General features: G+C 75.2%; 17 protein-coding genes. 14 read left to right on the forward strand and 3 right to left on the reverse strand.

Annotated features, from left to right (window positions below; genetic code table 11):
- Positions 1-186: 186 nt before the first annotated feature.
- Positions 187-345, reverse strand: coding sequence for a hypothetical protein (locus tag ACFW9Z_RS26995; protein WP_167405168.1), 159 nt, complete (start codon positions 343-345; stop codon positions 187-189).
- Between the two features lie 328 nt (positions 346-673).
- Between ACFW9Z_RS26995 and ACFW9Z_RS27000 the strand changes: the two genes are divergently transcribed.
- The 7 genes from ACFW9Z_RS27000 to ACFW9Z_RS27030 all read left to right on the forward strand — a co-directional run bounded on the left by ACFW9Z_RS27000 (position 674) and on the right by ACFW9Z_RS27030 (position 8548).
- Positions 674-1744 (forward strand): radical SAM protein, encoded by a 1071-nt coding sequence (locus tag ACFW9Z_RS27000; protein ID WP_384645155.1) that lies wholly within the window; start codon positions 674-676, stop codon positions 1742-1744.
- Entirely contained in the window at positions 1741-2490 is a 750-nt protein-coding gene (locus ACFW9Z_RS27005; RefSeq protein WP_384645156.1) for an iron-containing redox enzyme family protein, read from the forward strand. Before ACFW9Z_RS27000 ends, ACFW9Z_RS27005 begins: the two co-directional genes overlap by 4 nt.
- Positions 2490-2720: an aroma-sacti cluster domain-containing protein gene (locus tag ACFW9Z_RS27010; protein ID WP_384645157.1), complete on the forward strand. Its 231-nt coding sequence runs from the start codon at positions 2490-2492 to the stop codon at positions 2718-2720. Before ACFW9Z_RS27005 ends, ACFW9Z_RS27010 begins: the two co-directional genes overlap by 1 nt.
- Positions 2721-2906: 186 nt before the next feature.
- Positions 2907-6158, forward strand: a complete 3252-nt coding sequence (locus ACFW9Z_RS27015; protein ID WP_384645158.1) for an adenylate/guanylate cyclase domain-containing protein — start codon at positions 2907-2909, stop codon at positions 6156-6158.
- 3 nt (positions 6159-6161) lie between these two features.
- Positions 6162-7076: a S8 family serine peptidase gene (locus ACFW9Z_RS27020; RefSeq protein WP_384645159.1), complete on the forward strand. Its 915-nt coding sequence runs from the start codon at positions 6162-6164 to the stop codon at positions 7074-7076.
- Positions 7060-7683, forward strand: a complete 624-nt coding sequence (locus ACFW9Z_RS27025) for a GAF domain-containing protein (protein WP_384645160.1) — start codon at positions 7060-7062, stop codon at positions 7681-7683. Before ACFW9Z_RS27020 ends, ACFW9Z_RS27025 begins: the two co-directional genes overlap by 17 nt.
- A 76-nt stretch (positions 7684-7759) precedes the next feature.
- Positions 7760-8548, forward strand: coding sequence for a sugar phosphate isomerase/epimerase family protein (locus ACFW9Z_RS27030; RefSeq protein ID WP_384645161.1), 789 nt, complete (start codon positions 7760-7762; stop codon positions 8546-8548).
- A 57-nt stretch (positions 8549-8605) separates the two neighbouring features.
- Here ACFW9Z_RS27030 and ACFW9Z_RS27035 read toward each other — a convergent pair whose 3' ends face one another.
- Positions 8606-9994: a 4-hydroxy-3-methylbut-2-enyl diphosphate reductase gene (locus ACFW9Z_RS27035; RefSeq protein ID WP_384645162.1), complete on the reverse strand. Its 1389-nt coding sequence runs from the start codon at positions 9992-9994 to the stop codon at positions 8606-8608.
- Positions 9995-10202: 208 nt separating this feature from the next.
- The gene (locus tag ACFW9Z_RS27040) at positions 10203-11858 is read right to left on the reverse strand and encodes a hypothetical protein (protein WP_384645163.1); all 1656 of its coding nucleotides are present in this window, start codon (positions 11856-11858) and stop codon (positions 10203-10205) included.
- A gap of 347 nt (positions 11859-12205) precedes the next feature.
- Here ACFW9Z_RS27040 and ACFW9Z_RS27045 point away from each other — a divergent pair, with 347 nt between their 5' ends.
- Genes ACFW9Z_RS27045 through ACFW9Z_RS27075 form a run of 7 tightly spaced genes read left to right on the forward strand, consistent with a single transcriptional unit; the run spans position 12206 to position 19672 of the window.
- Positions 12206-13219, forward strand: coding sequence for an acyltransferase domain-containing protein (locus tag ACFW9Z_RS27045; protein WP_384645164.1), 1014 nt, complete (start codon positions 12206-12208; stop codon positions 13217-13219).
- A gap of 41 nt (positions 13220-13260) precedes the next feature.
- The gene (locus ACFW9Z_RS27050) at positions 13261-15165 is read left to right on the forward strand and encodes an acyl-CoA dehydrogenase (protein ID WP_384645165.1); all 1905 of its coding nucleotides are present in this window, start codon (positions 13261-13263) and stop codon (positions 15163-15165) included.
- A complete protein-coding gene (locus ACFW9Z_RS27055) occupies positions 15162-16262 on the forward strand; it encodes a 3-oxoacyl-ACP synthase III family protein (protein ID WP_384645166.1) in 1101 nt (366 codons plus the stop codon). The genes ACFW9Z_RS27050 and ACFW9Z_RS27055 overlap by 4 nt, the downstream gene beginning before the upstream one ends.
- On the forward strand, positions 16259-17101 hold the full coding sequence (locus ACFW9Z_RS27060; protein ID WP_384645167.1) for an SDR family NAD(P)-dependent oxidoreductase: 843 nt from the start codon (positions 16259-16261) through the stop codon (positions 17099-17101). The genes ACFW9Z_RS27055 and ACFW9Z_RS27060 overlap by 4 nt, the downstream gene beginning before the upstream one ends.
- Before the next feature lie 2 nt (positions 17102-17103).
- Positions 17104-18222 carry a beta-ketoacyl-ACP synthase III gene (locus ACFW9Z_RS27065; RefSeq protein WP_384645168.1) on the forward strand — a complete coding sequence of 373 codons (1119 nt, stop codon included), beginning with the start codon at positions 17104-17106 and terminating at the stop codon, positions 18220-18222.
- Entirely contained in the window at positions 18195-18452 is a 258-nt protein-coding gene (locus tag ACFW9Z_RS27070) for an acyl carrier protein (RefSeq protein ID WP_384645169.1), read from the forward strand. Before ACFW9Z_RS27065 ends, ACFW9Z_RS27070 begins: the two co-directional genes overlap by 28 nt.
- Positions 18449-19672, forward strand: coding sequence for a beta-ketoacyl-[acyl-carrier-protein] synthase family protein (locus ACFW9Z_RS27075; RefSeq protein ID WP_384645170.1), 1224 nt, complete (start codon positions 18449-18451; stop codon positions 19670-19672). The genes ACFW9Z_RS27070 and ACFW9Z_RS27075 overlap by 4 nt, the downstream gene beginning before the upstream one ends.
- Positions 19673-19706 lie beyond the last annotated feature (34 nt).

A 19706-nucleotide genomic window follows, 5' to 3' on the forward strand; every position in this document is an offset into this window, starting at 1 on the left:
TAACCCCTCTTCAAATTTGGTGTGGTGGGCTCGTTTATTTTTATACCACACAGCTGGGGGCCCCGCCCCGCAACGCGGGGGGGGGGCGGTTCCGTCATGACGGAACCGCCCCGCATCACCGGCCCGGCCGGGCGCCACGGCGGGAGGGCCGCTCGGCCTCCGTGGCGCCGCCCCGGTGCGTCCGGGTCAGTTCTCCAGTACGACGCTGAGCACGCTGACGCAGCTGCCCGGCGCCACGACCTTGTCGACGGACGTCTCCTGGAGGTCCAGCACGGAGTGCGCCTCGACCTCGGCGGTCCCGTCCTCGTTGGTGTCGTCGGCCGCGGGCTTCGTGTTCTCGGACATGGTGGTCTCCGTCCACTCGTCACTGCTGGGCCCGGAATCCGGGGGGTGTGTACCTCGGTGCCCGGTGCGGCGGCGGGCCGGTGCCTGCCGTTGCCGAGAAAGTTAGGAGGGCGGGCCTGGGAGACGCTTCGGCAGCGGTATGGCGGCGGTATCGGCCCAGCTCGACGGCCCCGGCACCCGCCTCCGGAGACCGTACGGCGTCCCCCGGCTTCCCCCGGCCCTCCCCTGACCTGCGCCCATACCGCGGCTGAAGCGATACCGGACCGCTGGTGAACCGGTGCGGCCCAGCCTGGGCGGGCGCCCACAGCCCCCGAAGGAGGCGGCCCGTATGGAACTCGCCGAACTCGTCGGACTACGGCCCTTCCCGGCCGCCGGTCTGCTGCTCGGCCTCACCCGCCGCTGCCCCCTGCGCTGCGGGCACTGCTCCACCGGGTCGGACCTGACCGTGCGGGAGGAGCCGGACGCCGCTCAACTGCTGCGGTTCGTCGGCTCGTTCACCCGGGAGAACCGCCCGGACGTCGTCATGCTGACCGGCGGGGAGCCGCTGCTGCTGCCCACGCTCGCCGGTGAGCTGAGCTTCCTGGCCCGCCGCGCCGGATCGCGTACGGCGGTGGTGAGCGGGATGTTCTTCGCCCGCTCGAAGGAGATCCCGCCCCCGGTCCTGCGGGCGATCGCCCAGGTCGACCACTTCTCCGCCAGCCTGGACGTCCACCACGAGCGGGAGGTGGCGCGCGCCGAGGTGTTCCGCGCGCTGCACCGCATCCGGGACACGGGCGTCAGCGTCAGCTTCCACCTCACCGGGACCGGGGCGGCGGACCCGTATCTGGCCGACATCACCCGGGCGATCGAGAAGGAGTTCGGCGGCCGGGTGCCGTCCCTGGTCAACGAGGTGCGGCCGTTCGGCCGGGCCGCCTCCTGGGCCCGGCCCGCCCGCACCGGCCCCGATCCGTCGGTGGCGGCGCCCTGCTCGATGGCCGCCTGGCCGGTGGTCGCCTTCGACGGCACGGTGCTGGCCTGCTGCAACCAGGACACCGTCGACCGGCGGCCCGCCCCCGCCCATCTGAACCTCGGCCACATCGGCTCCGACGACTGGGAGACCGTACGCCGACGGGCCCTGGAATCCCCGGTGTTGCGGATGATCCGTACGGTTGGTCCCGCCCATCTGGCCGCCCGCTCCGGTGCCGCGCCCCGGCCGGGCTCCTACTGCGACGGCTGCCGGGCGCTGGACGGCGACGAGGCGGTGGCGGCCGGGGCCCGCGCGGTGGCGGCCGGCCCGGCGGGGGCGCTGCTCGACCTGGCCGCCGCCCGGCGCGGTGCGCAGGACGGGCCGGAGGGGGTCGTCCGGCGGCACGGCTGCTCGGCGTACGCGTCGCTGGTGAGCGCCCGGGGGTCACGGTGAAGGCCCCGGATGCGAGCGCCGGGGTCTCGGCGCGTCTGCGCACCAAACTCCTGCTCCTGGAACCGGAGTTACGGGGCGTGACCGCCCATATGTGGCGCTCCGAAAGGCTGTTGCCGCGCTACCGGACGTACCTGTGCACCATGCACGCCGTGATCCGCGCCTCCGTGCCGCTGATGGAGCTGGCCCTGCGGTGTACGGCGGCCAGGCGCGGCGATCCGCTGTCGGAGCCGCTGGCCGCGTACCTGACGGAGCACATCGAGGAGGAGGCCGGGCACGACGCCTGGCTGCTGGAGGACCTGCGCGCGGCGGGCGCGGTGCCCGAGGACGCGCTCTCCACGCTGCCGCCGCCGGACGTGGCCGCCCTCGTCGGCCCCCAGTACTACTGGATCGAGCACCACCACCCGGTGACCCTGCTCGGCTACATCGCCGTACTGGAGGGCTATGCGCCCGCCCCCGGCCTCACCGACCGTATCGCCGGGCTGACCGGCCTCCCCGCCGCCGCCCTGCGGACCGTACGGGAGCACGCGGCACTGGACACCGGCCATGTGGACGAGCTGTACGCGCTGCTCGACCGGCTGCCGCTGACCCGGGAGCAGGAGGCGGCCGTCGCGGTCAGCGCGCTGCACTCCCTCGACGCGCTCACTCGGCTGTTCGTCCGGCTCGGGCGCTCCGCACCGGCACCGCCGCTGCGGGGAGCCGGACCCACCCCATCGACAGGACCCATTCCACTGATCGGAGTCACCTGATGACCGGACCACCGTCGGCCTCATCCGAACAGCCCGAAAAGCCTTCCACGGAAGCCGCGTTGTACGAGGCGGGTCTGCCCGTGGACCTCCTCACCGAGGAACAGCGCCTGGTACTGAGCGAGCTGACACCGCAGGAACTCACCCTGCTGCTCGACATCAAGAGCCGCCTGGACGCGGTGGGTCCCGAGGTCCAGGCCCACGGCGAGATCGCGGGCGGCGCGCTGTTCTAGGAGCCAGGAGCCTTCCCGGGTTCCCTGGCCCCCCGGGCTCCCTGGGCTCCCCGGGTTCCCTGGGCCCCCGGGCTCCCCGGGAGCGGGGGCGTCCGCGCCAGGACGGGGGTCCGGCGCGGGCGCCACCCTTCCATTCGCGACAAGTCGGACCAGGAGAGTCGGACCGAGAGAGTTGAGGACCCGCCCATGACCTGCCCCTCGTGCCGACAGGACCTCCCCTCCACGGCCCGGTTCTGCTCGTCCTGCGGGACGCCGTGCGCAGGTCCGGCAGCGGCGGCGGCGAACGCGCCCGTCGCACCGCCACCTCCCCCCGAGGACGAACGCAAGCCGGTGACCGTGCTGTTCTGCGATCTCGTGGGCTCCACGGCCCTGTCGGGCGTGCTGGACCCGGAGACCCTGCGCACGGTGACCCTGCGCTACTTCGAGGCGATGAGCGCGCAGATCGTGGCGCGCGGCGGCACCCCGGAGAAGTTCATCGGGGACGCGGTCATGGCGGTGTTCGGCGTACCGGTGGTCCGTGAGGACGACGCCCGCCGGGCCCTGGCGGCGGCGCTCGGGATGCGCCGGGCGCTGGATGCCCTCAACGAGGAGCTGTACGCCTCGCTCGGCATCCGGCTGACCACCCGCGTCGGGGTCAACACCGGTCAGGTGGTGGCCGGTTCGGACGCGACCGCCCGGCAGGCCCTGGTCTCCGGGGAGGTCGTCAACATCGCCGCCCGGCTGGAGCAGAACGCGGGCCCCGGCGAGATCCTCATCGGCCCGCAGACCCTCCTCGCCGCGGGCCCCACCGTGACGGCCGAGCCCACCGGGCCCCTCCAGCTCAAGGGCAAGCGCGAGAGCGTGGCGGCCTACCGGCTGCTGGCCCTCGGGGCGGACGACCCCGAGCTGCTGCGCCGCTTCGACGCACCCTTTGTCGGCCGTTCCGCCGAACTGCACGCTCTGGGCGGCGCGTTGGAGGATGCCGTACGAGGTGAACGCCCGGTCCTCCTGCGGGTGACCGGTGAGGCGGGCATCGGAAAGACCCGGCTGGTACGGGAGTGGCTGACGCTCCGGAGCCGCTCGGGCTCCCTCACGTACGGGGCGGGCCGCTGCCGCACCTACGGAGACCACGGCACCCTCGCCCCTCTCGCCGACGCCGTACGCTCCCTGCTCCCCCACCACACCCACGCCCCCGTGGATGCGGCGACCGACGACGCCCTGGCCCTGCTCTCCGGGGGCCTCCTGCGGGACGGCACACCCAACGCGCCCTTCGAGGACATGTGCGCCGCGCTGACCGTGGTCCTGAAGCGGGCTGCGGCGTCCGGGGCCCGGCCGGTGGTGCTGGTGCTCGACGACTGGCATGCGGCGGCGCCCCTGCTCGTCCGGACGGTGGACCGGCTCACGGGTGCGACCGGGCCGGGCCGCGTCCTGGTGATCTGCGCGGGCCGCCCGGAAGGACCGGCCACGTACAGGAATGCCGCGCACAGGAATGCCGCGTACCGGAATGCCGCGTACCGGAATCAGGAAGAGCACCTCCAGCTCACCGGCCTCCCCCGCCCGGAGGCCGCCCGACTCGCCGCCGGGCTCGCGCGGCTCGACGGCCGTCCCGCCCCCGCCGACGACGGGCTCCTGGCCCGCTCCGAGGGCAATCCGCTCTATCTGGAGCAGTTACTGGTCGGCGACGGGACCGGCACCGGCACCTCAGGCCCGGAAGGGGAGCTGCCGCCCACGCTCCAGGCCCTGTTGGGCGCCCGCATCGGCGCGCTGGCCCGGGCGGAGCGCGGGGTGGTGGACCTGGCCGCCGTGATCGGGCGGGAGTTCGGCGCGGCGGAGCTGCTGCGGCTGGAGGTCTCCGTACGGACGGCGGAGCAGCCCGGGGCGGAGGCCGCCGGGGCCGACGGCTACGGGTCCCGGGACCGGCGCCGCGTGGACGATGCCCTCGCCGCGCTGGCCCGGCGGCGGCTGGTGGAGCCCGCGCCCTCCGGGGCCGGGGACCCGTCGGCGTACCGGTTCAGCAGTGGGCTGGTGCACGAGGTCGCCTACGCCTCGCTCTCCAAGCGGGCCAAGGCGGAGCGCCACGCGTGGGCGGCCGAGCTGCCGAGCGTGCTGCGGACCGGGGACGGGGCCGTCGGGGGCCACCTGGAACGGGCCTACCGCTACCGCGCCGAGCTGGGGCTGCTGGACGACCGGGCCCGGCTGCTGCGGGACCGCGCCGCCGCCGCGCTGGGCCGGGCCGGGGCGCAGGCCGCCGCCCGCTCCGACCTGCACTGGGCGCACGGGCTCCTGGAGCGGGCGGTGGAGCTGCGGCCGGACGCGGCGGGGGCTGTGCTCGGTCTCGGTGAGGTACGGGTGGCGCTCGGGCGGTTCGAGGAGGGCGCCGAACTGCTCCGTACCGTACGGGACTTGACCACCGCCCCCGTGGAGTCCGCGCACGCCCGGCTGGCGCTGGCGGTGCTGGACCCGACGGCGAGCCCCGGTCCCGCCGCCACCGCCCGCTCGGTGCTGCCGGTCTTCGAGGCGGCCGGGGACTCGGTCGGCCGCGCCCGGGCCCACCTCCGCCTCGCCCAGCAGCTCCAGCGCTCGGGCCGCCACGAGGAGGCGGAGCGCGACCACGCGCGGGCCCTGGAACACGCGGTGGCGGCCGGGGCGGAGCCCGAGCGGGCCGGGGCCCTGGGCGCGATCGGGATCTCCCTCTGGCGCGGGCCCGTCCCCGTACCGGAGGCGGTGGAGCGCTGCCGTGCCCTGCTCGCGGACCACGGGTCCGGGCGGCCGACGGTCCGGGTCACCCTCAACTGCCCGCTGGCCGTGCTGTACGCGCTCCAGGACCGGCCCGGCGAGGCGTACGCGTGCCTGGCCGAGGCGGAACAGCTGGCGGGGAAGCTGGGGTTCGCGGAGGCGGAGGTGTTCCTGCCGGTGTTCCGGGCGACCGTGGAGGCGCTGCTCGGCCGGGAGGCGGCGGCCCTGGCCCTGCTGGAGCGGGCGGACACGGCGGCCCGGCGCACGGGGGCGGCGGGGATGCGGACGGCCGTGGCGCTGGACGCGGCCCGGCTGGAGCTGGACGCGGGGAGCGAGAAAGGACCGACGGACAGCGAGGAGCGGGCGGCGAGGTGGCTGGCGGGCATCGGCGACGCGTCGGGGCTGAGCCGCGCGGACGCCGTGGACCTGGAGGGGCTGCGCGCCCGGCTGGCGGTCCGGGACCGGCCGGAGGAGGCCGTCCACCACGCCGAACGGGCCGTACGCGCCTCCCTGCTCACCGATTCACCGCTGGTGCGGGCCTCCGCCGAGCTGGACCGGGCCCGCACGCTCGCCGCGCTGGGCCACCGGACGGCCGCCGAGGCCGCCGCCCGGAGCGCCGGGGACCACTTCGCGGGGAAGGGGCATCTGCCGGGGGCCCGCCGCGTGGCCGCCTTCCTGTCAGCACGCACCGCAGCCATGGTCACGACCAGGGAAGGGAGCTGACCGATGGGCGCCACGGGAGAAGCCACGGCGGTCGGAACGAGGACCGGGGGGCCGGGGCAGGGTCTGACCTGGAGCCTGCGCGGGCGCGGCCCCGAGGACGTTCCCGTACTGGGTGATCCGGGACCGCCGGGCGGACAGCCGACAGGCCCCGCCACCGGGCGCGGCGTACGCGTCTGCGTGGTGGATTCGGGGGTGGAACGCGACCATCCGCTGGTCGGCGAACCGGCCGGTTCCTGGGTGGTCGTCAAGGACGGCGAGAGCGGGGAGATCACGGTCGAGCCGACGACGACCGGCGACACCTGCGGCCATGGCACCGCGTGCGCGGGCATCATCCGCCGGACCGCGCCGGAGTGCGAGATCCACAGCGTACGGGTGCTGGGCGAGCGGTTCTCCGGCACGGGGGACATCCTGATGGCGGGGCTGCGCTGGGCGGTCGAGCAGCGCTTCGACGTGGTGAACCTGAGCCTGTCGACCACCCGCACCCGCTTCGCGCAGGAGCTGCACTCCCTCGCGGACAGCGCCTACTTCGCCCGTACGGTGATCGTCGCCTCGGCCCACAACACCCCCGTGGAGAGCTTCCCTTGGCGGTTCGCCTCCGTCATCTCGGTCGGCAGCCACCAGGAGGACGACCCCGGCCTCCACCTCTACAACCCAAAGCCGCCCGTCGAGTTCTTCGGGCCGGGCCAGAACGTCTCCGTACCGTGGCTGGGCGGCCGGACGATCCGCACCACCGGGAACAGCTTCGCCACGCCGTACGTCGCCGGGCTCTGCGCGCGCATCCTGTCGGCGCATCCCCGGATGACGGCCTTCCAGCTCAAGAACGCCCTCTATCTGTCGGCGGCCAACGTGCGGCACACCCCGGGCCCTTCAACAGCCCCAGAAGACACAGGAGATGACCGCGATGACTCCGAGAACTGAATCCGCCCCCCGGTCCGCGTCTTCCGACGCGCCCCGCGACGAGCTGCTCCAGTCGGTCGTCGACGTGGCCCGGGCCATCTTCGGGGCGGCGGCCAGCTCGGTCCTCCTGCTCGACGAGGAGGCGGACGAGCTGGTCTTCCAGGCAGTCTCCGGGGAAGGGCAGGAGTTCCTGGTGGGCCGCCGGTTCCCCGCCGGGCGCGGGATCGCCGGGTGGGTGGCGACCTCGGGCGAACCGATGGTCGTGGACGACCTGACCGCCGCCCCCTCCTTCGACCGTTCGCTGGCGGAGTCCACCGCGTACGTCCCGGACTCCCTGATGGCGGCCCCGCTGATCAGCGACTCCCGCGTTCTGGGCGTACTGGAGGTGCTGGACGCCTCGCCGCAGGCCCGCTCCAGCGTGCGGGAACTGGACCTGCTGGCCATGTTCGCCCGGCAGGCGGCCGCCGCCCTGCGGGTGATCACCCCGGAGCCGGTGCCGGAGCCGGAGCCGGTGGCGGTGGCCGCCCCGGAGCTCGCGGCGGGTGGCCCGGCACTGGTGGGGGCACGGCGGGAGGACGCGCTGCGGCTGCTCGGTAGCCTGGAGCAGGTGCTGCGGGGCACCGCATAGCGGGCCGGGCTACGGGCAGGAGCCGGGGAAGGCGCCGGACCTGCTCCCGCGCGGTGACGAAGGGAAGGACACGCACGTGAAGCTCGCTTTCTCCACGCTCGGGGTACCGGGGATGCCGGTGGCCGAGGTCGTCCGGCTCGCGGCGGAGCACGGTTACCGGGGCGTGGAGCTCCGCGCCCACCCCGACGAACCCGTGCACCTGGGGCTCTCGTCGCTCGAACGGGCCGATGTGGTCGAGGAGTTCAAGGCGGCCGGGGTGGAGATCCTGACCGTGGCCGGGTATGTGCAGGTGGCCTCCGAGGGGGACGACGAGGCGGTGTCGGCGGAGCTGGCCGAGCTGGTGAAGCTCGCCCGGGACCTGGGCGCCCGGTACGTCCGCGTCTTCCCCGGCGGCGGCGACCAGGACCCGGCGGACGCCGACGCGACGGCCGCCCGACGGCTGGGGGCCGCCGCCCCGGGCGCCGCCGACATGGGCGTGAGCATCCTGCTGGAGACCCATGACACACACCGCGCGGGCGCCGATGTGGCCCGGATCGTGGGGACGGTCGGCCACCCCCGGATCGGGGCCGTCTGGGACGTCCTGCACACCTGGCTGGCCGGTGAGGAGCCGGTCGCGAGCCATGCGGTGCTCGCCCCGCACCTCGGCTACGTACAGGTGAAGGACGTGGCCTCGGCGGACGACCTCACTCCGCTGCCCCTGGGGGTTGGGGTGCTGCCGCTGGCGGACTGCCTGGACGGGCTGGATCCGGACGCGTGGGTCTGCTGGGAGTACGAGAAGCGCTGGTACCCGGAGGCGGTGGAGCTCCCGGGCCTGCTGAGCGCGGGCCGGGAGCACCTGCTGCGGCTGGGGGCGCCCAAGGGGTAGGGGCGGGGGGCGCGGCGGGCCCGTCCGTCGTCCGAACGGGCCCGCGTGCTCGAGCGTTCACGCGGGCTCGTATGTGCCCAGGCCGGACGGCAGCGGCGTCGAGTGGACCGTACGCAGGATGTGGCCGGTGGGGCCCAGGCCATCCAGAACCCGCGCCACGTCCCGGCCGTCGCTGCACCTGCCGTCCCCGCCCCGGTCGCCGTGTCCGTCCTGCTGCCCGTCCCGCCCGTCCCGCGCACCCGCTGTCGCCGTCGCCGTCGCCGTGTGCAGGACGGTGATCGTCGCCCCGTCGACGTCCTCGGGCCGGAGCCGGTCCAGGCTCGTGACCTCGCGGACCCGGACGCCCGACCGGGCGGCCCCGGCGAGCGCGGTGCGGACCAGCGGGCTGTCGCCGCTGCCGGTGACGAGGAGCGCGTCGGACTGGCCGAGGACCGAGTCGACCGCCGTGGCCAGGTCGTCCGTCGTGTAGCACCACTCCCAGGGGTGCTGCCCGCGCAGGCGGGGGAAGCGGCGGCGGAGCGCCCGGAGGATTCCGGCCGCCTCGGAGACCACGGCCCCGGGCGCGAGCACGAACGCGAAGCGCTCCGGGTCCGCGACGGTGAGCGCTTCGGCCTGGGCGAGGGTCGCCGCCCGCTTCACCGTTCCGGCGGGCACCTTGCGCGGCCAGCCGTCGCCGGTCCCGGCCGCCGGTGCGCCGACCACGACGACCTCGTCCCCCCGGCCCACGGACCGGTGCAGCGAACGCTCGGCGGAGGCGGCGGACGGGCAGGCGGACCCTGCGGGACACCCGCAGGCCAGCCAGGCACCACCACCCGGGCCGCCCGGACGGCCTTGCCCACCCGGCCAGCCAAGCCCGTCCTGCACGCCCGCCCCGCCCGGACCGCCCGGACCGCCCGGACCGCCCGGACCGACCGGACCGACCTGCCCACCCGGCCCGCCTGAGCCTCGTGGCCCTTGTGGTGGCACGGAGGCAGGGGACGCGGAGGGGTGAGGTACGGAGGCGTGGGGTGCCGGGGTCGCGGCCCGAGCCCCCTCCTCCGGTGCCCCGGACGGAGCCGCCTCCTCGCTGACGTACAGCACCCGCCGTGTCCTCAACACCGCCTGCCAGGAAGCGATCTGCCGGTGGGCGAAGGCGACCGCCGCCCCGTCCTCGCTGCGGGCCGCGAGTGCGATGCCCCGGTGTCCGCCCTCCGGCCGCTCGTAGGAGACCGCGACGACGGTCGTCGGCGCCGGACCCCGGTCGTCGCCGTTCACGGCCGCCTCCTCCCACGGCCGGGCGTCGACGGTGTACCCGGCCTGCCGGGCGTGGGCGGAGAGCAACGGGTGGGCCGGACAGTCCATATGGCCGCGTACGGGGTGCCACCACGCCGTGGCAATCGCGAGCACGCCGGGGGCGACGGGGAGCGCGGTGGTGAGGAACACGTCGGAGCGCTTGCTGCGGTTCATTCGTTCCTGCCGGTGGTCGGTGACGCCCGGAACGATCTCCGGGCAGCGACCTACAACCGGTGGGGCCTCCCGGTTCTTCCGGCCACGGCCGGTCCTCACTCCTCCGGCCCAATGCCAACGAGCCGGGAGCCGGTCCGGGCGGCCTGTCCAGGGGTCGGAAGCCGGTCCGGGCGGGCCGTCAGGGGGCCGGGGCCGGTGCAGCGGTCCGTCAGGGGGCCGGGCCGCGCGGTGCGGGCCGTCGGCCGCCGCGCGTCCCGCGCGCGGCGGACACCTCCCGCACCCGGCCGAGCAGCGCGGCCACGGCCGGGGTTCCGCTGTACGGGCGGACCTTGGCCGTCAGCAGGCGCACCCGGTCGTCCGCGCGGGCGCTGCTGATGTGCGGGTAGACGTCAAGGAACGTGTGCCAGGTGCGGCACGCCTGTTCCAGATGGCCCACGGCCAGCTGCATCTCTGCCAGCTCGGCGAGGGACAGGGCCCGGGAACGGCGCTCGTCGGCCGGACGGTGCCGCAGGGAGAGGGCGAGCTCCCGGGCCGCGGTGTGCTGGTCGCCGAGGCTCGTCGCGACGGTCGCGCGCTGGAGGGCGAGGGAGCCGGGGTGGAAGGCGCCCACAGGGGTGTCACCGTGCGGCGACCGGTCCAGGCAGCGGTCGGCCGCCGCGAGGTGGCGGACGTACCGGGAATCGCCGCTGCCGGCCAGGGCGACGGCCAACTGACCGTGCAGGAAAGCCTGTTTGTGCGGGGGCGCGTGGCGCAGAGCGGCTTCGGCCGCTCGTTCGGCGAGTTGCCGGGCCTCGGCGAAGTGGCCCAACGCGTGTGCCTGCACGCTCAGTCCGCGCAGCGCGAGGCCGTATCCGACCCGGTCGCCCGCCTCCCGGGCGAGGTCGGCACTCGTGAGGTAGAGGCGCTGCGCGGCTGCCTGGCGGTTCATGTCGAAGTGGGTGAAAGCGCAGAGGTAGGTGAGCCGGGAGGCCACCGCGAAGAGTTCGCGCCGCACGGCCGGGCTCATGTCGCAGGTGAGCCAGGGGAGGACCGTCTCGAAGAGGTAGAGCCGCAGGGGCTCGTACACCGGCCCGGCCCCGAGGACCGCGTCCCCCCGGGAGAAGAAGGCCAGCAGTTCGTTCGCGGACTCCACATGCCCCCGGTCCACCCGCCCGGGGGGAGCCGGTGACGGCCCTTCGAACCCCGGGGCCCCGGACGGCTCCTGTTCCGGCCCCCTGGGCCGTCGCCCCTCGCCCGCCACGTCCGGTGGCGCTTCCGGGGTGCCCGAGGGGGCGTGCGGCGGCGGTTCCTGGCTGTCCGACGCCCTGTGCGGTGTGCTCCGGGCGCCGGACGGCCGGGGCGCGGCGTCCTGGTCGTCCCGGTGGCCCTGGTCGTCCCGGTGGCCTTGGTCGCCCTGGTCGCCCCTGCCGCCCTGGTGGCCCCGGTCGTCCCTGCCGTCCCTGCCGTCCCTGCCGTCCCCGGCCGGATAGGCCAGTGCGGCCAGCGAGTAGGCGCCGGACAGGGCGGCCCGGTGCCGCCCCGCGGTGCGCAGGGCTTCGTCGAGGCGTTCGACGGCGCTCCCCGCGCCCGGCTCCGCAGGGCCTCGAAGCACCCCTTCGGCTCCCTCCAGTCCGGTGTCCGCGACCCGGACCGTTCGGCCCAGACGGCGGGAGAGCGCTTCGGCGACAAGGGCCGGGACGGGGCGGCGGGGGCGGCTGCCCGCCAGCCAGTGCGCCACCGACGTGCGGTCGTAGGACAGGGGCGTGCCCTGCTCGGCACCGAGCGCGTTGACCTCACGGGCCAGCCTCGCGCCGCTCCATCCCGCCTCGAACAGCAGGAAGCGCAGGGCCTGGTTCGGCGTACGGGGTGCGCGCTCACGGCTCATGTGTCTCCCTCTCCACAACCGGGCTCCGGGTCCCTTCCGGCCACGGGCCCCTCCGGTGCCCCACCGCCTCGCTCCGGCCTCCCCCGCACCGCCGCGGCACCTCCCGGTTCAACATGCTTGCGTGTTCAACATGTCTGGAACCTGCCTGGTGGCGGTATCGGCCCCTCTCTCGCACAGACTTCAAGCAAGAGAGTGAAGGCCCTCCCCGGGCCCGCACAGTGCGCACCACGTAGCGCGTCGCCCTCACCGACTGCGCCCGTGCGCCCCCCTCACGGCAACAACCGCGTTGAGCGCGCCCCTTCCTCCATCCCACCAGCACATCTGCCCCCACCGACCGGAGAAGCACCATGCATGACGGCCCTCCCCCACCACCCCGGACCCCCGGCACCCCCGTCCCCGGCCGCCCCACCCACTGGCGACGGCCCGTCCACCTCTTCCCCGGCCAGGGCGACTTCTCCGTCAGCACCCTGGTCGGCTCGGCCCACACCACACCCGGTCTGCGCACGGCCCTCCGCGAGGTCTTCGAGCAGGTCGACACCGTGGCCGCCGAACGCGGACTGCCGGAGCTCGGCCCGCGCCTGCTGGGGACCGACCCGCCCAGCGGGCGGGCCCTGGCGCACGCGACCACCGGGACCGCCCAACTCGCCCTGTTCGGGGCGTCCGTGGCCATCCATCGGGCCCTCGAAGAGGCGTACGGCATACCGTCGGCGGCCGTCGGGGTGAGCTTCGGCGAGATCGCCGCGCTCACGGCCGCCGGAGTGTTCACCGTGGCGGACGGCGCCCGCGCGGCGCACGATCTCGCCATCGCCCTCACCTTCTGCCCCGGCGGGCTGACCGCGCTCGCCTGCTCGGAGCGGTCCGCGCAGACCCTGCTGGAGGAGGCGGGGGCCGCGGAAGCCGTGGTGGCCGTGGTCAACGACGAGCGGTCGGTGGTGGTCGCCGGTCCGGTGGCCACGCTGGCCCTGGTCGAGAAGGCGGCGGCGGACCGGCGCGTGACCGCGGTACGGCTGCGGCTGCCGTTCTCCTCGCACCATCCGGCGCTGGGCCACGCGGCCTGGGAGTTCGCCGCCGCCGTACGGGTCTATCCACGCGCCGCCGCCCGCTTCCCGGTCCACTCCGCCGTGGCGGGCCGCCGGTACGGGCCCGCCGACGACCTGGCCGCGCGCCTCGCCGACTGCCTGGTACGGCCGGCGGCGGTGCCTCCCGTGCTCCACCAGGTGCTCGGGTACCGGCCCGGGGTCTTCTTCGAAGCGGGTACCGGCAGCGCGCTGGCGTCCAGCGCCCGCAGCGCGCTCGCCGCGAACCTCGATCCGGCGCCGCCCGTGCACGCCCCGCTCGCGGAACCCGACTTCCCGTGGTGAGCCTCCCCCTCCCGGGCCACCCGACACCTTACGGAGAAGCCATGGCACTCCCCCTCTCCCTTCCCGAAAGCGCCCGCGACGAGATACACCGGCTCCTCCACGGCTCCTGCGATCCGTCCGCCCTCTCCGCCCTCGCCACCCTGCGCAAGGCTCTCGCCGACGGCTCCGGACCGGAGGCGGGGCCCGCAGCGGGGCCGCGTGAACCCGTCCACGGTCCCGGCCAGGGTCCGGTCCTGCTGCGCCGCCTGCGCGCGATGGCCGAGGCGCTGCCGCCCGGCGCCGGGCTCCTCGACGACCCGGCCAGGCTCGCCGCCGTCCACGCCTGTGCCGCCGTCGCCGACCCGTCGCTCTGTCTGGCGGGGCTGGTCCACCACCTGCTCTGCCTGGGCTCCCTCACCGAACTCTCCGACGATCCGGAGGGCCTGGAACCCCGGCTGTCGGCGCTGCGGGAAGGGCGGGCCAAGGGGGTCTACCTGATCACCGAGGCGGGCCAGGCCAACAGCCACCTCGCCACCGGGACCCGCGCCGAACTCGACCCGGACAACGGCTCGTTCGTGCTGCACACGCCCGAACCCCGGGCCGCCAAGTTCGGGAGCGCCGGTACGTGGGGCGTGGCGCAGACGGGCGTGGTCCTGGCCCGGCTCTTCGCCGGGGGCGCCGACTGCGGGGTCTTCGCGTTCATGGTGGACCTCACCGACGAGCAAGGCCCTCTCCCCGGCGTCGAGTTGTCCTCACCGGTCGCTCTGGACGCCCTGCCGCTCGACTACGTGCACGTACGGTTCCACCACGTACGGGTGCCGTTCGCGCACTGGCTCTCGGACGGGGCCCGGATCGACCGCGACGGTACGGTTCACGATCCCGCCGGATCGCCGGAACAGCGCCTCCAGCGCACCCTGCGGGTGGGGCAGGGGCTGTGGGCGGCGATGCCCGCGGTCGCCGCCGCCACCTCCCGCCGCTCGGCCGTTCAGGCCGTCAACTACGCCCGGCAGCGCCGCACTCAGAGCCGGATCGCCCCCGGCGTTCCCCTGCTCTCGTACCGGAGCCAGCAGACCGTGGCCCTCGGCGCCCTGGCCGACGCCTTCGCCCTGACCTGCGCCGCCGACGGAGCCCTGGCCGTACGGACGGAGGCCGCGCCGGACGCGCAGGGCAAGGAGGCGATGGGGTTCACCCCGTGGGCCGCTGTCAGCCTGCCGCTCGCCGCCTACAAGGCCGTGACCGTACGGACCGCCGCCCGCCTCACCGCCGAGTGCCAGCACCGGTGCGGCTTCTCCGGCCATCTGACCGTGAACCGCCTCGCCGCCTACCGGGGCTTCCACCACGCCTTCGACACGGCGGGCGGCGACAGCCAGCTGATCTTCTACGACATAGGCCGCTCCCTCGCGGAGCAGGAGGAGCAGGAGGAGAAGCAGGAACAGAAGCAGGAACAGAAGCCGGAGCGGATACCGGACCCCGCCACCTCCCCGCACTGGTGGCCCGCCACCCTCCGTCGCCACCAGCACGATCTCGTACGGGAGTTGAGGCGGCGCGGCGCCACGGACGCGACCCGCGACCCCTTCGAGCGGTGGAACCCGCTGCTGGAGCAGGCCGGTCTCCTGGGCGAGGCTCACGCGACGCTGCTGATGGCCGACGACGTCACCCGGGTACTGGGACGGCTCCGCGACGACGACCTCGTACGGGCCCTGACGCCCCTGGCCGCACTGCACGGCGTCCTCGCCGCCCGCCGCTGGGCCGGTTCGCTGCTCACCCTCGGGACGCTGGACCCGGTGGACATGGCGGCGCTGTCCGGGGTCACCGACCGGCTGTGCGACACGGTGATGGATCAACTGCCGCTTCTGACAGCGGTGTTCGGAGGCCTCGACGAATCGGACTCCGCCCCGCTGGCCGCCCCCGACGTCAACGCCGCCATGGCCGCCACCCTCACCTGGACGCGCGGGGCCACCTCATGACCGCCGATATGACCGCCGATACGGCCGCCGCCACCCGCCGCGTCGGCGTCCTCGGCCTGGGCACCCACCTCCCGCCCGGCACCCGCAGCAACGAAGAGGTGGCCCGGGACGCCGGAGTGACCGCCCAGTGGATCGGGGAACGTACCGGCGTCCTCACCCGCCATGTGGCCGGACCCGACGAGGCGGCCTCCGACCTGGCCGCCCACGCGGTCCGTTCGGCGGTCGAGGCGGCGGGGATCGGCATCGCGGACGTCGGGCTGCTGGTCTGCGCGACCTCCACCCCCGACGAACTCGGCCCCTCCACCGCCTGCCGTGTCCAGGCCCTCGTGGGCGCCCACCGGGCCGTCGCCCTGGACGTCGGCGCGGCCTGCTCCGGCTGGCTGTTCGCGGCCAAGGTGGCGTACGACTGGCTGCGCGGCGCCGGAGCGGACGGCTACGCGGTGGTGGTCGGGGTGGAGGCGTACTCCAAGTTCCTGGACCGCGGCGACCGGGGCACCTCGGTCCTCTTCGCCGACGGGGCGGCCGCCGCCGTGCTGGGACCGGTGGACGAACCGTACGGGTTCGCGGACTTCCGGCTCGGCTCCGACGGGACGCAGGCCGGACTCGTCCTGATCCCCGGCGGCGGCAGCAGGCTGCCCGCCGCCCCGGCCACGCTCGCCGCCGGGAGCCACCACATCCACATGGACGGGCGGAGCGTCAGCCGGTTCATCGTGGACGTGCTGCCCCGGCTGATCACCGAGGCCCTGGACCGCGCCGGGCTCGGCGTACAGGACATCGCCTGCTTCGTCTGCCATCAGCCCAACCCCGTACTGCTGCGACGCCTCGGCGGCGAACTGGGCATCCCGCCGGACCGCCTGGTCGTCGTCGGTGACCAGGTCGGCAACATCGGGGCCGCCAGCGCCGCCTACGCGCTCGCCGCCGCCGCTGCCCGCCATGGCCTGCGCCCCGGGGACCGGGTGCTGATCACCGTGTTCGGCGCCGGAATGACCTGGGGCAGCGCGCTCCTCACCTGGAGCGGGGCCCGCGCGCTGATGCCCGTACCCGCCTCCGTACCGCATCCCCCTGTACCGAACGTGTCAGAAAGGAACCTGCCATGAACGCTGTGGACCTCTTCCGCCTGGACGGTGCCCGCGCCCTGGTGACCGGTGCGTCGCGGGGCATCGGCCGCGCCGTCGCGGAAGGACTCGCCGACGCCGGGTGCGACCTGGCCCTGACCGCCCGGACCCTGCCCGCACTCGACGCCACCGTACGGGCGGTGGAGGAGCGGGGGCGCAAGGCCGTGGCGCTCGACGGGGACCTCGCCGAGCCGGGTGTGGCGGCGGGCCTGGCCGACCGGGCCGCCGCCGCGCTCGGCGGGCTCGACGTCGTCGTGCACAACGCGGGCACCCTGCCCACCGCCGAGGACGGCAGCCCGCTGCTGATACCGCTCCAGCAGGCCGAGCAGCGGGACTGGGAGGCCGTCATCTCCATCAACCTCAACGCCACGGCCGCCGTCTGCCGCGCCTCCCACCCGTACCTGGTGGAGTCCGGGCGGGCCAGTCTCGTCCTGATGTCGTCGATCGCCGGGATCGTCGGCACGCCGATGATGGAGGCGTACGCGGCCACGAAGGCGGCCCAGTTGTCGTTGGCACGGAGTCTCGCGGTCGGCTGGGCCCGGCAGGGCGTCCGGGTCAACGCGCTCTGCCCGGGGTGGACACGTACGGACATGACCGCGTTCGCCCGTGAGGCCGACGCCCTGTCGGACTGGCTCACCAGCCATGTGCCGATGGGGCGTTGGGCCACGACGGACGAGGTGGTCGGCGCGACCCTGTTCCTCGCCTCGCCCGCCTCCTCGTTCGTGACCGGTCATGCGCTGGTCGTCGACGGGGGGTTGGCGGTTCCGGACGGCGGGCTGGCCGGTCACCCGAAACCGCCCTCGCCCTTCGCGGCGGCCTGAGCATGCGGACGGAGAACCCCACCGCCGTCATCGTGGGCATCGGCTCCTGTCTCCCGCCCCGCGTGGTCGACAACGACGCCGTCATCGCGCGCGGCGCCCTGCTGACCGACGCGGGCTGGATCCGGGACCGCACCGGCATCGAGCGCCGCCGCCACGCCTCCCCCGGCACGAGCACCGGGGACCTGGCCGTCGGCGCGGGCCGGGCGGCGCTCGCCTCCGCCGGGGGCGCCCGCCCGGACCTGGTGCTGCTGGCCACCTCCACCCCCGACCACCCGTGCCCGGCGACCGCCCCGGAGGTCGCGTACCGGCTCGGCCTCGGGACGGTCGCCGCGTTCGACGTCTCGGCGGTCTGCTCGGGGTTCCTGTACGCGCTGGCCGTCGCGGCCGGACTGGTGCGCGGCGGTGTCTGCGCCACGCCCTTGGTGATCGCGGCGGAGACCTACACCGCCATCGTCGATCCCACCGACCGGACCACCGCCCCGATCTTCGGTGACGGGGCCGGGGCGGTGCTCCTGCGGCCCGGGGTACGGGACGAGCCCGGGGCCGTCCTCACCACGGACCTCGGCTCGGACGGCAGCGGCCGGGCGGCCATCACCGTGCCCGGCGGCGGGGCCCGCCACCCGCTCCACCTGCCGCCGCCCACCCCGGACGCGCACTACTTCCACATGGAGGGCCGTGCCGTCTACGCCCACGCCGTACGCCGTATGACGCACTCCTCCGAGGCCGTGCTGCGGCGGACCGGCTGGACGGCCGACTCCGTACGGGCGTTCATCGGCCACCAGGCCAACCAGCGCATCCTCGACTCCGTCGGCGACCGGCTGGGCATCGCGCCCGCCCACCGGTACGGCAACATCCGCGAGCTCGGCAACACCGCCGCCGCCTCCGTCCCCCTCGTCCTGGCCGAACCGTCCGTGCACCGGGCGGTGGAGCCGGGCGGGCGCACCCTGCTCACCGCGTTCGGCGGCGGCTTCACCTGGGCGTCCGCCGCCCTGAACTGGCCGAACGTCAGGCCGCTGGCCGAGCCGCCGGACGCCGTCCCCACCTCTCGTACGACGACGACCACCACCCCTTCGCCCTCTGTGAGGAGCCCCCGATGGAACACGTCTACAGCCACCTCGTGACCCTGCTCGGCGACAAGTTCGAGGTCGCCGCCGATCAGATCCGCCCGGACGCCACCCTCGGCGACCTGGACCTGGACTCCCTCGCCGTGGTGGAGCTCTACGTCACCCTCCAGGAGGAGTGGGAGGTCCCGCTCGACGACTCCGAGGCCACCGCCGAACTGACGGTGGCGGAGGTGGCCCGCTCGGTCGCGGCCCTGCTCGCCCCGGAGAAGGCGGGCGGCACACCGTGACCATCGGCATCGCCGTCACCGGCATCGGCCTCGTCACCCCCGGCGGCACCGGCACCGAGCCCACCTGGGACGCGGTGTGCGCCGGGCGGGCGACCGCGCGCACCGACCCCGTACTGGCGGAGGCGGGCGCGCCCGTGCGCCTCGCCTGCCGGGTGCCGCCGCAGGAGCGGGTACGGGGCCGGCTCTGGCGGTTCGACCCCGCCACCCGGTTCCTCCTGACCGCTGCCCGCGAGGCCCTCGCATCGGCCCGGCTGGATCCGGCGCGCTGGGATGCGGGGCGGGTCGCGGTGGTCGTGGGCACGGCGGCGGGCGGGATCTCCACCCTGGAGGCGCAACACCGCAAGCTGCTCGCCTCCGGCCCCGGCGCGCTCTCCCCGCTGACGCTCCCCGCGTTCCTCCCGAACATGGCCGCCGGTCAGCTCGCCCTCGAACTCGGCGCCACGGGGCCCTCGTTGCAGACCTCGACCGCCTGCGCCTCGGGGGCTACGGCGATCATCACGGCCGCGCTGCTGCTGCGGGCGGGGGCGTGCGACATCGCCGTGGCAGGCGGTACGGATGCCATGGTCACGCCCCTGTGCGCCTCGGCGTTCGCCAAGATGGGCGCGCTGTCCCGGCGGGAGGGTGACCCCGGCTCCGCCTCGCGTCCGTTCGACCGGGACCGCGACGGTTTCGTGCTGGGCGAGGGGTGCGGGGTGCTCGTCCTGGAACGTACGGTCCACGCCGCCGCCCGCACGGTCCGGCCCCTGGCGCTGCTCGCCGGGTACGGCGCGACCGGCGACGCCCACCACCCCACCGCCCCGCACCCCGAAGGCGCCGGGCTGCGGGCGGCGACCCGGGAGGCGCTGGCCCTGGCCGGCCACTCCCCGGGCGAGGTCGACCACATCAACGCCCACGGCACGAGCACCGCGCTCAACGACGCGGTGGAGGCCACGGCGATCCGCGAGCTGTACGGGTCCGGGAACCGCCCCTCCGTCACCTCGGCCAAGGGCGTCCTGGGACACACCATGGGCGCGGCCGGGGCGATCGAGGCGGCCCTGACCGTGCTCAGCATCGCCCGCTCGACCGCTCCCCCCACCGCCAACTTCACGGCCCCGGACGCCACCACGGCGGGCATCGACCTCGTCCGTACGGCCGCCCGGCCCCAGCGCATCGGCCTCGCCCTCAGCCATTCGCTCGGCTTCGGCGGGCACAACACGGTCCTGGCGTTCACGGCCGCCTGAGCCTTTTCGGCGCTCCCAGAGGGCGGGAGAGGAG

Source organism: Streptomyces sp. NPDC059452 (assembly GCF_042750035.1).
In the GTDB taxonomy this organism is placed as follows: domain Bacteria; phylum Actinomycetota; class Actinomycetes; order Streptomycetales; family Streptomycetaceae; genus Streptomyces.